Origin of the sequence: Intrasporangium sp., from assembly GCF_039812505.1 — a bacterium.
Taxonomy (GTDB): domain Bacteria; phylum Actinomycetota; class Actinomycetes; order Actinomycetales; family Dermatophilaceae; genus Intrasporangium_A.
In genome coordinates, this window is the sequence record NZ_JBDIAQ010000100.1 from 1 (window position 1) to 12,439 (window position 12,439).

The window sequence follows — 12,439 nt, forward strand, 5'->3', positions numbered from 1 at the left end:
CTAGAGTGGGCGCATGACCGCGCCCGACAAGAGCGTCGCCCTCGTCACCTTGGGGTGCACGCGCAACGAGGTCGACTCGGAGGAGCTGGCCGGCCGCCTGCTCGCCGAGGGGTGGCGCCTGGTCGACGACGCGGCCCGGGCCGACGTGGCGGTGGTCAACACCTGCGGCTTCATCGCCGCAGCCAAGAAGGACTCCATCGACGCGCTCCTGGAAGCGGCCGAGCTCAAGGAGTCGGGCGCCCGCACCCGCGCGGTCGTGGCGGTGGGCTGCCTCGCCGAGCGGTATGGCGCCGAGCTGGCGGCCGAGCTGCCCGAGGCCGATGCGGTGCTCGGCTTCGACTCCTACCGGGACCTGTCGGCGCACCTGGGCAGGATCCTGTCCGGCGGTCACGTGCCGAGCCACCTGCCCCGGGACCGGCGCCGGCTGCTGCCGCTGAGCCCGGCCGCCCGCCCGGCCGAGGTCTCGCACGTGCCGACCCCCGGCTTCGGCGACGAGCCGGTGGGTCCGGTGCCGCCCACAGGACCTCGGGTCGTCCGCGCGCGTCTCGACGGCGCGCCGTGGGCACCGCTGAAGATCGCCTCGGGCTGCGACCGGCGCTGTGCCTTCTGCGCGATCCCGATGTTCCGTGGCGCGTTCGTCTCGCGCCGGCCCGAGCAGGTCCTCGCCGAGGCCCGCTGGCTGGCCCAGCACGGGGTGAAGGAGGTGTTCCTCGTCTCGGAGAACTCCACCTCCTACGGCAAGGACCTCGGCGACCTCGCCCTGCTGGAGAAGCTGCTGCCGGAGCTGGCCGCCGTCCCCGGGATCGAGCGGGTCAGGGTCTCGTACCTGCAGCCGGCCGAGATCCGGCCCGGACTGCTCGCGGCGATGGCCGACACACCCGGTGTCGCCCCGTACTACGACATCTCCTTCCAGCACGCCGCCGAGGCGGTGCTGCGCGCGATGCGACGGTTCGGCTCCCGCGCGCACTTCCTCGACCTGCTCGGGCGGGTGCGTGAGCGGTCGCCGGACGCCGGCATCCGCTGCAACGTCATCGTCGGCTTCCCGGGCGAGAGCGAGGCCGACGTGGCCGAGCTCGAGGAGTTCCTGACCGCGGCCCGGCTCGACGTCGTCGGGGTCTTCGGCTACTCCGACGAGGACGGCACCGAGGCGGAGACGTTTCCCGGGAAGGTGCCCGACGACGTCGTCGCCGAGCGGCTCGATCGGGTCGGCCGGCTGGTCGAGGAGCTGACCGCGCAGCGGGCGCAGGAGCGGGTCGGCGAGGTCGTCGACGTGCTGGTCGAGCAGGTGCCGGGCCCCGGCGGTGACGGCGAGGTGGTCGGACGGGCGGGCTTCCAGGGGCCGGACGTCGACGGGGTCACGGTCCTGCAGGTCGCCGACTTCTCGCCGGCGCCACGGATCGGGGACCTCGTGCGGGCCAGGGTGCTCACGAGCGAGGGCGTCGACCTGGTCGCGGTGCCGAGATGAGCGGGCCGCCGGGCGACGGGCCCCACCCCCGGCCGTCGGACTGGAACCTGCCCAACGCGTTGACCCTGGTGCGCGTGCTGCTCGTGCCGGTCTACGGGGTGCTGCTGCTGGACTCCGACGGCACGGACGCGTGGACGCGGGCGTGGGCCTGCCTCGTCTTCGTGCTGGCCGCCGTGACCGACGGGATCGACGGGCGCCTGGCCCGTAGCCGCGGCCAGATCACGAACTTCGGCAAGGTCGCCGACCCCATCGCAGACAAGGCCCTGATGGGCATGGCCTTCATCGGCCTGTCCCTGCTCGGCGAGATCTGGTGGTGGGTCACGATCGTCATGCTCGCCCGTGAGGTCGGGGTCACCGTGCTGCGCTTCGTGGTGATCCGGTACGGCGTCATGCCGGCCGGCCGTGGCGGCAAGCTCAAGACGATCCTGCAGACCGTCTCGCTGGGGGCGCTCACCTTCCCCCTGTGGGTCCTGCCCATGGCACCGGTGTGGCGCCTGCTGGCGGACGTCGTGCTCGGCGCGGCGCTGGTGGCAGCCGTCGCCAGCGGGGTCGACTACGTCTTCAAGGCGGTCCGGCTGCGACGTTCGAGCATCGCGCTGCAGCGGCCCGACCGCACGGCTGACGGTCCCGGTGACGGCCGGTGACGTCCGAGCTGTCCGAGCGGGTCGTGGGCCGGCTGACCCAGCGGCACCAGACCGTCGCCTGTGCCGAGTCGCTGACCGCCGGCCTGGTGTCGGCCACGATCGCCGACACCCCGGGGGCCTCGCTGGTCCTGCTCGGCGGGGTGGTGGCCTACACCGCCCGGGTCAAGATCGACCTGCTCGGCGTTCCGGCCTCGCTCATCGCCGCGGCGGGGACGGTCGACCCGCGGGTGGCGATCGCGATGGCCGAGTCGGTCCGGGCTCGGTTCGGTGCCACGTGGGGTCTGTCCACGACCGGCGTGGCCGGCCCGGGTCCGGCCGAGGGCAAACCGCCCGGCACGGTGCACGTCGGCGTGGCGGGGCCGGGGGGCTCGCGATCGTACGACCTGGGGCTGACGGGGGACCGGGCCCACGTCCGGCATGCGACCGTGGAGCACCTGCTCAGCCTGCTCGCCACGCGGCTGGACCGGCCGGTGGAAACGTGAGATGCGCGAGCGGACCGACGGGGTACGGTAGGGGATACGGCACGGCTCGCAGGCGGCTCGGAGGAGGACGACATGACCCTGTTGCGACGCGAACTCGGCGACGTCCTTCGCGAGCGCCGGCAGGCGCAGGGGCGCACGCTGCGCGAGGTCTCGGCCTCGGCGTCGGTGTCCCTCGGCTACCTCAGCGAGGTCGAGCGCGGTGAGAAGGAAGCGTCCTCCGAGCTGCTGGCCTCGATCTGCGGTGCCCTCGCCCTGCCGTTGTCGCAGGTGTTGATCGACGTCTCCAGCCGCATGGCGGAGTCGGAGGGCCTGGCGGCTACGGTGCCGCTGCCCGTTACCACTGAAACAGCCGTGGTGTCGGCCTCGGCTGCCTGACCGAAGGAGCCGCGATGGCGATCTCACCGTTCCGGACCCTCGAAGAGCACCTCGAGGCCGCTGGGGAACACGGGACCGTGTCGCTGTGGTGGGGTGACCTGGTCGGCGCCCGGTTCGCCCGGCACGCCGACGTGCCGCACTACGCGGCCTCGACGATGAAGCTGCCCCTGGTGATCGCCGTGCTGCGCAAGGCGGCGCGCGGGGAGATCAACTTGGCCGCACCGGTCGAGGTGCACAACATCTTCACGTCGGTGGCAGACGGGTCCCGCTTCTCCGTGGACCCGGCCGGAGACCAGGACGCGGGCACGTGGGCGGCGCTCGAGCACGGCACCACCCGCTCGATCCTGCAGCTGTGCGACCACGCGATCACCCACTCGGGCAACCTGGCCGCCAACATCCTGCTGCAGATGGTCGGGCTCGACGAGATCGCCCACGTCCTGCACGTCGCCGGCTGCTCGGACCAGACAGTCGTGCGCCGCGGCATCGAGGACACCCGGGCGCGCGAGGCCGGCATCACCAACACCGTGACGGCTGCCGACCTGGGTCGGCTGATGGCGAGCCTGGCCCGGCACGACACGGCCATGGGCGGTGCCCCGGTCTGTGCCCCGGTCGAGGCCATGCTGAGCCGCTCGCAGAACCGCGACCAGATCCCGGCCGGGCTGCCGGCCGACGTCACCACGGCGAACAAGACCGGTGAGGTCGACGGTGTCTCGCACGACGTGTGCCTCGTGCGCCCGGTCGACCGGGCGCCGTTCGTGCTGTCGATCTGCACGACGACCAACCTGTCCCAGACGGCCGCGGCCGCGCTCGTGGCCTCGCTCGCGAAGGACGTGTGGCGGGTCTCCACCGAGTGACGGCGGGTTGCCCCGGGCGCCGGCATCCCCGTCGGCGTCGCGCTGGGGTCTGCTCTCGGTGCGGCGACCCATCCGGGCAGAGCTGCTGACCACACGTGCTGCCGAGGTGCTCCGGTGCCGACGGGCACCGGAGCACCTCGGTGGTGCAGCCGTCCTCAGTTGCCGACGAGGCGCAGCGCGAAGGTGCTTTCCCCGTCGCCCGTGGCGGAGACGTTGAGCCCCACCGCGCGAAGGGCCTCGAGGGCATCGTGCGCCTCCGGGCCCACCTCCGGAAGGTAGTACTTCTCGACCCGGTCGAGATCGACGTAGACGCCACCGGTCATGGTGGCGGTGTCGCCGATCGCGGCCTTGAAGGCCGCGCTGTCGCCGAGCTTGCCGCCCTGCTCGAGCTTGTCGGTGTACCCCGGGGTGGTGGCGACGTAGAGGCGGTCGCCGTCGACCTTGGTGTCGAGCTGGAGCGCGCCGCCCGAGACGTCCTGGATCGAGGTGAGGACCTGCTCGGCGCGCTTCGCGTCGGTGCCGGTCACCTTCAGGCCGACCGTCGGCAGGGCCGAGCCGAAGGCCTGGTCGGGCAGGGCGAGGGTGAAGGACCTGCCGAGCAGGGTCTTGAGGTCGTCGGGCAGCTTGATCCCGAGCTCGCTCTCGAGCATGGCCGTCACGTCGCTGCCCGAGCCGGCACCCGGCAGGTTGTCCAGCGCCTTCTTCATCTCGGGCCAGGCACCGTCGACGAGCTGGGCGCCGCCCGAGAGCTGGACCGCACCGACCGTGTCCGCGGGCAGCGCCGCGAGCTCGGAGCCGTTGCCGTCGACCCGCTTGACCGCAGACTGGCCACGTCCGATGCCGGCGACCTCGACGTACCCGGGGTCGAAGCGCAGGGTCAGGGCGGCACGTCCCTGGACCGAGTCCAGCGCGGTCCCGCCGAGGGTGGAGCCGGGTGGGTCGACCTCCGTGACGAGCTTGCCGGCGTCGAACCACATGGACGCGACGCCCTGGTCTCCCAGGGCTGCCATGTCGCCCGAGAAGGTGGCGTTGCCGGCCAGGCTCCCCTTGTCGAGGGCGGCGAGGGTCGCCTCGCCCTGGCCCTTCGGGGTCAGCAGGACGTAGCCGTCACGGGTGCGGATGTCGGTCTTGCCCTTCGACTCCGAGCTGCAGTCCGCGAGCCTGGCCAGCGTGTCGCTCGCCTTGGCCTCGTCGGAGGTCTGCAGGACGACGAGCATGTTCTGCTCGCCGCCGGTCTTGCCGGGGCGTACGGCCAGGCCGGCACGCTCACCGAGCCAGGGCTTGATGTCCTTGGTGAAGTCGAAGCCGGTCAGGCAGGTGTTGCCGGACTCCTGGACCGCCCGGTCCCACAGCTCCTTGCGCATGTCGTCGGAGCTGAAGATGTCCTCTGCCCCCGGGATCTTGTTCAGGAAGCGCACGGCCGCGACCTTCTGCCCGGCCGAGGGGTCGATGTCGAGGCGCACGTACGCGAGCGCGTCCGCGGGGACGACGTCGGCCGGCTGGGCGCCCCCTCCGGACAGTTTCGCGACACCGAACGCGATGCCGCCGCCGAGGGCGAGCGCGCCGACGAGGCCACCGGCGATCAGGCCCGTCCGGCGTCCGGACGACCTGGGCGGGCCGTCGTCGCTGAAGGACACCACGGTGGCGTCGTCGGCCGGCCCGGTGCCGCCGGCGGTCTCGCCCGAGCGGTCGGCCGGGTAGGCGTAGTGGGTCGGCAGGGCCTGGGTGTCGGCCTGCGGGATCGACCGGGTGGGGTCGGGGTCCGAGTCGTGCGGGGTTCTCCCGCGGGTCGGATCCTGTGCCGGGTCGTGCTGGTCTGTCATCTGGTGCTGTCCCCTGTGATGGCTGAGACCCGGACGGTCGTGCCGGGTCTTGGCTGGACTGTACCGAAAGTGGGCCGCGGTTCCGCCGTGTTTGTGCCGGTTTCAGGCCCTCGGCGACCATGAGGTTGCCCACATGCCACCCTCGGTCCGGGACGGGTGCCCGAAGCCCCGCGTGGCAGACTCGAACGATGCGGATGAGCCACTTCTGGGCCCTCATGCGGGACGAGTTCGGAGCCGGCTACGCCGACTCGCTGGCGCGCGACCACGTGCTCGGGGCGCTGGGGGACCGGACCGTACGCCAGGCGCTCGAGCACGGGGTGCCGCCCCGGACCGTCTGGGAGGCGTTGTGCGAGGACATGGACGTCCCCGAGTCCCGGCGGCTGGGCCGGGACGCCCGTGAGGCGCGGGGGGCGCACGGCGGGCAGGTCGGGTCATGAGTGGGTTTCCCGGGATCAGCCTGCACCGGGGCGACATCACGACGGACCGCGAGGTCGACGCGATCGTCAACGCGGCCAACCAGTCGCTCCTGGGCGGTGGCGGGGTGGACGGCGCCATCCACCGGGCGGCCGGTCCGGCGCTGCTCGAGGAGTGCCGACGGCTCGGCGGGTGCCGGACCGGCGACGCCAAGATCACCGGTGCGGGGCGGCTGCCGGTGTCGTACGTCATCCATACCGTCGGCCCGGTCTGGCGCGGGGGGACGGCGGGTGAGCGGGCCCTGCTGACCTCGTGCTACGAGCGCACCGTGGAGGTGGCGGCAGAGCACGGCTGCGCCCGGCTGGCACTGCCCGCGGTGTCGTGCGGGGTGTACGGCTACCCGCTCGACGAGGGCGCCGAGGTCGCCGTCACCACGGTCGCGGCCGCGATGGCACGGTTCCCGACGGTCGTGCAGGCGCGCTTCTGGCTCTTCTCCGAGGCCACGTATGCCGCTTTCGTCCGGGCGCTCGACGCCTGAGCCGCCGGGCGTCCGAGGTGGCGGCGCGCCGGGGTGGTCGGCGTGTCGCGGCTCGCGTGCAACCATCTCGAACACGTGTTCGGTAGGGTGTCCACAAGGTCGATCGCCGGAGGCACGCCGTCCACAGGGCCGTCCCGTGGAGCACCCGGTGTCGGTGGTCCGGCCTAACGTCTGACCCGACAGCGCACGACACGAGCCGTTCGCCCGAGGGTCGCAGGTAGACGACCGCCCCAGGGACGGCAGACAGGTGACCGACATGGCAACGGCGCAGGACAAGGACAAGGCCCTCTCCACGGTGATGGGCCAGATCGAGAAGAGCTACGGCAAGGGCGCGGTGATGCGCCTCGGCGACGACGTCCGCCCCCCCATCGAGGTCATCCCGACCGGCTCGATCTCGCTCGACGTCGCGCTCGGCATCGGCGGGCTGCCGCGCGGCCGCATCGTGGAGATCTACGGACCGGAGAGTTCGGGCAAGTGCCTCACGGCCGACACGTACGTCTGGTCCGACCGGGGCCTCGAGACCATTGCGGAGCTCTTCGAGCGGACCGGGCAGCGCGCCTCGTGCACCACGCGGGTGACGGACGTGGGCGGTCTGGGCCTGCGGGTGGTCAACGAGCGGGGCGAGCTCGAGACGGTCGCCGCCACCACGCACAACGACCGCCGGCCGGTGCTGCGCATCCGCCTCGGCTCGGGCCGCACGGTCAGCGCGACCCACAACCATCCCCTACGGGTCCTCGACCAGCAGGGCGCCGTCGTCTGGCGTGCCGCGGGCCGGCTGGCGGTCGGCGACACCGTGGTCTCGGCGCTCTTCGGGGCCGAGGAGGCGGCCCTGGGCGACGGGATCGGCCAGGACGAGGCCGTGCTGCTCGGCTACCTCGTGGCCCGGGGCACGCTCGACGGGCAGGGTTGCCCGGTCGTGCGGCTCTCCGGCCGGGATCCCGAGGCTGCCGCGGAGCTGGCGGAGCTGGTCCAGGCCGTGCTCAGCACGGCCGGGTCCGGTGCCGGCGCCGGGCACGGCACCGACAGTGCGCACGGTGTCGACGATGGGCTCGGTGCGGGCGGCGGACACATCGTCCTCGACCCGGCACTGCACCGGCGGCTGGCCGACGACTACGGCCTGGCGTTCGTCGACGCGCCGGAGCAGTCCGTGCCCCGCCAGGTCCGCACCGCGGGGGCAAAGGCCCAGCGCGCCTTCCTGTCCGCCCTGTTCGAGGCCGACGGGTGGGTCGACCCGGCCTCGGCCGTCGGGCTCGACGTCGCGTCGCTCCGGCTGGCCGAGCAGGTCCAGCTCATGCTCTACGGCCTCGGCGTGCCTGCGACGTTGCAGACCTACCCCGACCGGACGCCGGAGCGGGGCCGCCACCGCGTCCTCGTCGACTCGGGGGACGTGCCTCGGTTCCTTCAGGTCGTCGGCTTCCGCTCGGCCCGTCGGGCCGCCCAGGTCGAGGCAGCGGCCGGACCGGCGACCCCGCGCGTGGACCTCGTCGCGTCGTCGCGCGAGCCCGGCCCGGGGGGACCGTCGCAGGCGCAGCGGCACACCCACGAGCAGGTCGTCGCCATCGACGACGGTGGTGAGCAGCCGACGTTCGACATCGTGGTGCCGGGCTCCCACAGCTTCCTGGCCAACGGGATGCTGTCGCACAACACCACCGTGGCGCTGCATGCCGTGGCCAACGCGCAGCGGGCGGGTGGCATCGCGGCGTTCATCGACGCCGAGCACGCCCTCGACCCCGAGTACGCCAAGAACCTCGGCGTCGACACCGACGGCCTGCTCGTCTCCCAGCCCGACACGGGCGAGCAGGCCCTCGAGATCGCCGACATGCTGATCCGCTCCGGCGCGCTCGACATCATCGTCATCGACTCGGTCGCGGCCCTGGTGCCGCGGGCCGAGATCGAGGGGGAGATGGGCGACAACCACGTCGGGTTGCAGGCCCGCCTCATGAGCCAGGCCCTGCGCAAGCTGACCGGAGCACTGAACTCCACCGGTACGACGGCGATCTTCATCAACCAGCTCCGCGAGAAGATCGGGGTCATGTTCGGCAGCCCCGAGACGACGACCGGCGGCAAGGCGCTGAAGTTCTATGCGTCGGTCCGGCTCGACGTGCGACGCATCGAGACCCTCAAGGACGGCACGGAGCCGGTCGGCAACCGCACCCGGGTCAAGGTCGTCAAGAACAAGGTCTCGCCGCCGTTCAAGCAGGCCGAGTTCGACATCCTCTACGGGCAGGGCATCTCTCGCGAGGGCGGCCTGATCGACATGGGCGTCGAGCACGGGTTCATCCGCAAGGCCGGCGCCTGGTACACCTACGAGGGGGACCAGCTCGGCCAGGGCAAGGAGAACGCCCGCGGCTTCCTGCGGGACAACCCCGACCTGGCCGACGAGATCGAGAAGAAGGTCAAGGAGAAGCTCGGGGTGGGTCCTCGCATCGACCAGCCGGCTGCCGGTGCGGACGTGCCGGTCGAGTTCTGAGCTGAGTGCCCATGGGTGACTCGGCCCGCGAACTGGCCCATGCCGCCAAGCTGGCCCGCGCAGCGGCCGTGCTCGCGAGAGCGGAGGCCCGGGCCGGGGTGGGGACCGGGCAGGCCGGGCGTGCCGTGCCGGACAGCGCCCGCCCCGTAGGCGAGCGGGGCGCCGACGGGTCGCCCCCCGCCGGGCGGGACGAGCGGACCGGCCCGGCCCCCACCGGCGAGCGGGCCGCCGCCGGCGAGTCGCCGCGCACTGGGCGGGCGGGCCCGCCGGATGACGACCGCGGGGGCTCCCCGGGAGGCCGGCGGCAGGCTGTCCCGCCGCCCGAGGACCCACAGTCGGTCGTGCCCGATGCGGACCCCGAGTCGGTGGCGCGCACGATCGTGCTGCGCCAGCTGAGCATGGCCCCGCGCAGCCGCGCGCAGCTGGCGCGCAAGCTGCGGCAGCGCGGCTGCGACGACGTCGTGGCGGCGCGCGTGCTCGACCGGATGACCGAGGTCGGGCTCGTCGACGACGCGGCCTACGCCGAGCTGCTCGTCCGGTCGAAGACGCAGCACAAGGGCCTGTCCCGCGTTGCGCTGGCTCATGAGCTTCGCCGGCACGGGATCGACGACGTGATCGCCGAGCAGGCCTTGAGCGGCCTCGACGCGTCAGACGAACGAGCCCGCGCCGAGCAGCTCGTCGCCAAGAAGATGCGCAGCATGCACGGCCTCGGTCCCGACGTCCAGTCCAGGCGCCTGGCCGGACTGCTCACCCGCAAGGGCTACCCGGGCGAGATCGCTTGGCCCGTCGTTCGCGACGCGGTCAACAACGCCCAGGAGCACCGGCGAGACTGACCCGAGCCCTGTGTGGCGCCGGGCCCGTCGTCCCGAGCGGCCGCGGACGCGCGGAGGGGGTGAGGACCGTGGTCCTCACCCCCTCCGGCGTGCACGGGTCCGGCTCAGGCCTGAGCCGGGACCACCGCGACGGCCGACACGTCGAACTCGAGCTTGATCTTGTCGCTGACCAGCACGCCGCCGGCCTCGAGCGCCGCGTTCCAGTTCAGACCCCACTCCGAGCGGCTGATCGTGGCCTCGCCCTCGAACCCGATGCGGGTGTTGCCCCACGGGTCGATCACCGAGCCGGTCTCCTCGAACTCGATCGTCACCGGCTTGGTCACGTCGTTGATCGTGAGGTCCCCGGTGATGTCCCACTCGACGCCGGCCCGCTCGACGTGCGTGGAGACGAAGGTGATCTCGGGGTGGGTCTCGACGTCGAAGAAGTCCGGCGTGACGATGTGCCCGTCTCGCTGCTCGTTGCCGGTGCTGACACTGGCGGCCTGGATGACGACCTTCACGCTCGAGTCGGCCGGGTGTGCGGTGTCGACGTGAGCCTGGCCCTCGAACTGCGCGAACTGGCCGCGGACCTTGGTCACCATGGCGTGGCGGGCGACGAAGCCGATGCGGGTGTGCGAGGCGTCGATCACGTAGTCGCCGGTGAGGTCGGCGACGGCGACGGAGGTCGCCTCGGCAGTGTCGGTGGAGCGGTTGAAGAGTCCCATGCCAGATCCTGATGAGTAGTAGTTGATGGTTCAATAACTACAATGGACGGTAGGAGTTGAATTGTCAAGTATCTAGGGGTCGCGAGCCGCACGACCCGGATCCGTGGCCCGCAGGCCGGCCGGGCCACGGCCGCAGGCCCGGGCGGAGGCGTGACGCCGTACCCTTGACGGTGCCATGACGACCCACGCGACGAAGCAGAAGACCTACGACGTGCGTACGCACGGTTGCCAGATGAACGTGCACGACAGCGAACGGCTCGCCGGCCTGCTCGAGACGGCCGGCTACGTCGACCTCGCGAGCCTCCCCGAGGGGGAGCGACCCGAGGTCGCCGACGTCGTGGTCTTCAACACCTGCGCGGTCCGCGAGAACGCCGACAACAAGCTGTACGGCAACCTCGGCCAGCTGCGCCCGGCCAAACAGAGCAACCCGGACATGCAGATCGCGGTCGGGGGCTGCCTGGCGCAGAAGGACCGTGGCCAGATCGTCGAACGGGCCCCCTGGGTCGACGTGGTGTTCGGCACCCACAACATCGGGTCGCTGCCGGCATTGCTCGACCGGGCCCGGCACAACCGGCGTGCCGAGGTCGAGATCAAGGAGAGCCTGGAGGTCTTCCCCTCGACCCTGCCGACCCGCCGCGACTCGGCCTACAGCGCCTGGGTGTCGATCTCCGTCGGCTGCAACAACACGTGCACCTTCTGCATCGTGCCGAGCCTGCGCGGGCGAGAGCAGGATCGCCGCCCGGGCGAGGTCCTCGCCGAGATCGAGGCTCTGGTCGCGCAGGGGGTCGTCGAGGTCACCCTGCTCGGCCAGAACGTCAACTCGTACGGGGTCGAGTTCGGCGACCGGCTCGCGTTCGGCAAGCTGCTGCGGGCCTGCGGCGAGATCGAGGGACTCGAGCGGGTCAGGTTCACCAGCCCGCACCCCGCTGCCTTCACCCCGGACGTCATCCTCGCGATGCGCCAGACCCCGAACGTGATGCCGAGCCTGCACATGCCGCTGCAGTCCGGGTCCGACCGCGTGCTGCGGGCGATGCGCCGCTCCTACCGCAGCGCGAAGTTCCTGCGCATCCTCGACCAGGTCCGCGAGCAGATCCCCGACGCCGCGATCACGACCGACATCATCGTGGGCTTCCCGGGCGAGACCGAGCAGGACTTCCAGGACACGCTGGAGGTGGTGCGTGCCGCCCGGTTTGCCGGCGCCTTCACCTTCCAGTACTCGATCCGGCCCGGGACCCCCGCGGCCGGGATGGACGGCCAGGTGCCCAAGCGGGTCGTCCAGGAGCGCTTCGAGCGACTGGTCGCCCTGCAGGAGGAGGTCGCCTGGGCCGAGAACCGCGGCCTCGAGGGTCGCCGGGTGCAGGTGCTCGTCGCACCCGGCGAGGGCCGCAAGGACGCCGAGACCCACCGGATGTCCGGGCGAGCCCGGGACAACCGGCTCGTGCACTTCGCCGTGCCCGACGGCGCGGACCGACCCCGCCCCGGGGACCTGGTGACCGTGGACGTGACGTATGGTGCGCCGCACCACCTGGTCGCCGACTCCGCGCTGGGGGACGGGACCTATGCCGTCGAGCGCACCCGAGGTGGCGACGCCTGGGCCGCGCTACAGGGCGCCCCGAACGGGTCCGGCAAGCCCGCGGTGAGCCTGGGCATGCCGTCGGTCGGCGCGCCGCGCACCTCGGGTGCCGTTTCGTGCACTCTGCCTGCTTGACCTGATCGAGGGTGCACGTTTCCGATCGAAAGTGCACGTTCCCCGATCGAGGGGGTGTGGCCACAACGATCGTCCGTCGGGGCTGCTGCCCCTGTCGATCGGGATTGCCGCACGCTCGATCGGGATTGC

11 protein-coding genes and 3 pseudogenes are annotated in these 12,439 nt (G+C 72.3%); 12 read left to right on the plus strand and 2 right to left on the minus strand.

Going from position 1 to position 12,439, the window contains the following annotated elements:
* The first annotated feature begins 13 nt into the window (after positions 1-13).
* From rimO to WMI84_RS12680, 5 genes are all read left to right on the plus strand, one after another.
* Entirely contained in the window at positions 14-1,465 is a 1,452-nt protein-coding gene (rimO, locus tag WMI84_RS12660; protein WP_347353687.1) for a 30S ribosomal protein S12 methylthiotransferase RimO, read from the plus strand.
* Positions 1,462-2,109: a CDP-diacylglycerol--glycerol-3-phosphate 3-phosphatidyltransferase gene (gene pgsA, locus WMI84_RS12665; protein WP_347353689.1), complete on the plus strand. Its 648-nt coding sequence runs from the start codon at positions 1,462-1,464 to the stop codon at positions 2,107-2,109. The genes rimO and pgsA overlap by 4 nt, the downstream gene beginning before the upstream one ends.
* Positions 2,106-2,591 (plus strand): CinA family protein, encoded by a 486-nt coding sequence (locus WMI84_RS12670; protein ID WP_347353691.1) that lies wholly within the window; start codon positions 2,106-2,108, stop codon positions 2,589-2,591. Before pgsA ends, WMI84_RS12670 begins: the two co-directional genes overlap by 4 nt.
* A 72-nt stretch (positions 2,592-2,663) precedes the next feature.
* Positions 2,664-2,966: a helix-turn-helix transcriptional regulator gene (locus WMI84_RS12675; RefSeq protein WP_347353693.1), complete on the plus strand. Its 303-nt coding sequence runs from the start codon at positions 2,664-2,666 to the stop codon at positions 2,964-2,966.
* Between the two features lie 14 nt (positions 2,967-2,980).
* Entirely contained in the window at positions 2,981-3,820 is an 840-nt protein-coding gene (locus WMI84_RS12680; protein ID WP_347353695.1) for a serine hydrolase, read from the plus strand.
* A 155-nt stretch (positions 3,821-3,975) separates the two neighbouring features.
* Here the strand turns inward: WMI84_RS12680 and WMI84_RS12685 are convergent, their stop codons facing one another.
* On the minus strand, positions 3,976-5,643 hold the full coding sequence (locus tag WMI84_RS12685; RefSeq protein ID WP_347353696.1) for a DUF3352 domain-containing protein: 1,668 nt from the start codon (positions 5,641-5,643) through the stop codon (positions 3,976-3,978).
* Between the two features lie 188 nt (positions 5,644-5,831).
* On the opposite strand from WMI84_RS12685, the gene WMI84_RS12690 reads away from it, so the two are divergent.
* The 6 genes and pseudogenes from WMI84_RS12690 (at position 5,832) to WMI84_RS12715 (ending at position 9,898) form a co-directional block, all read left to right on the plus strand.
* Positions 5,832-6,080 (plus strand): DUF3046 domain-containing protein, encoded by a 249-nt coding sequence (locus WMI84_RS12690; RefSeq protein ID WP_347353698.1) that lies wholly within the window; start codon positions 5,832-5,834, stop codon positions 6,078-6,080.
* The gene (locus WMI84_RS12695; RefSeq protein WP_347353700.1) at positions 6,077-6,595 is read left to right on the plus strand and encodes an O-acetyl-ADP-ribose deacetylase; all 519 of its coding nucleotides are present in this window, start codon (positions 6,077-6,079) and stop codon (positions 6,593-6,595) included. Before WMI84_RS12690 ends, WMI84_RS12695 begins: the two co-directional genes overlap by 4 nt.
* A 256-nt stretch (positions 6,596-6,851) precedes the next feature.
* A pseudogene (locus WMI84_RS12700) lies at positions 6,852-7,070 on the plus strand (DNA recombination/repair protein RecA); the annotation flags it as partial.
* A pseudogene (locus WMI84_RS12705) lies at positions 7,044-8,237 on the plus strand (LAGLIDADG family homing endonuclease); the annotation flags it as partial. The pseudogenes WMI84_RS12700 and WMI84_RS12705, both read left to right, overlap by 27 nt.
* Before the next feature lie 3 nt (positions 8,238-8,240).
* Positions 8,241-9,065, plus strand: a pseudogene (gene recA, locus WMI84_RS12710) (recombinase RecA); the annotation flags it as partial.
* 11 nt (positions 9,066-9,076) lie between these two features.
* Positions 9,077-9,898, plus strand: a complete 822-nt coding sequence (locus WMI84_RS12715; RefSeq protein WP_347353701.1) for a RecX family transcriptional regulator — start codon at positions 9,077-9,079, stop codon at positions 9,896-9,898.
* Positions 9,899-10,002: 104 nt separating this feature from the next.
* Here the strand turns inward: WMI84_RS12715 and WMI84_RS12720 are convergent, their stop codons facing one another.
* A complete protein-coding gene (locus WMI84_RS12720; protein WP_347353703.1) occupies positions 10,003-10,602 on the minus strand; it encodes a YceI family protein in 600 nt (199 codons plus the stop codon).
* Positions 10,603-10,777: 175 nt separating this feature from the next.
* Here WMI84_RS12720 and miaB point away from each other — a divergent pair, with 175 nt between their 5' ends.
* A complete protein-coding gene (gene miaB / locus WMI84_RS12725; RefSeq protein WP_347353705.1) occupies positions 10,778-12,310 on the plus strand; it encodes a tRNA (N6-isopentenyl adenosine(37)-C2)-methylthiotransferase MiaB in 1,533 nt (510 codons plus the stop codon).
* Positions 12,311-12,439: the final 129 nt, after the last annotated feature.

Excerpts from the sequence above, each read along its gene's own strand:
- pgsA (WP_347353689.1), top strand. The coding sequence starts at position 1,462 with ATGAGCGGGCCGCCGGGCGACGGGCCCCACCCCCGGCCGTCGGACTGG.
- WMI84_RS12680 (WP_347353695.1), top strand. The coding sequence starts at position 2,981 with ATGGCGATCTCACCGTTCCGGACCCTCGAAGAGCACCTCGAGGCCGCT.
- WMI84_RS12715 (WP_347353701.1), top strand. The coding sequence starts at position 9,077 with ATGGGTGACTCGGCCCGCGAACTGGCCCATGCCGCCAAGCTGGCCCGC.
- WMI84_RS12695 (WP_347353700.1), top strand. The coding sequence starts at position 6,077 with ATGAGTGGGTTTCCCGGGATCAGCCTGCACCGGGGCGACATCACGACG.
- WMI84_RS12685 (WP_347353696.1), bottom strand. The coding sequence starts at position 5,643 with ATGACAGACCAGCACGACCCGGCACAGGATCCGACCCGCGGGAGAACC.
- WMI84_RS12675 (WP_347353693.1), top strand. The coding sequence starts at position 2,664 with ATGACCCTGTTGCGACGCGAACTCGGCGACGTCCTTCGCGAGCGCCGG.
- rimO (WP_347353687.1), top strand. The coding sequence starts at position 14 with ATGACCGCGCCCGACAAGAGCGTCGCCCTCGTCACCTTGGGGTGCACG.
- WMI84_RS12720 (WP_347353703.1), bottom strand. The coding sequence starts at position 10,602 with ATGGGACTCTTCAACCGCTCCACCGACACTGCCGAGGCGACCTCCGTC.
- WMI84_RS12690 (WP_347353698.1), top strand. The coding sequence starts at position 5,832 with ATGCGGATGAGCCACTTCTGGGCCCTCATGCGGGACGAGTTCGGAGCC.
- miaB (WP_347353705.1), top strand. The coding sequence starts at position 10,778 with ATGACGACCCACGCGACGAAGCAGAAGACCTACGACGTGCGTACGCAC.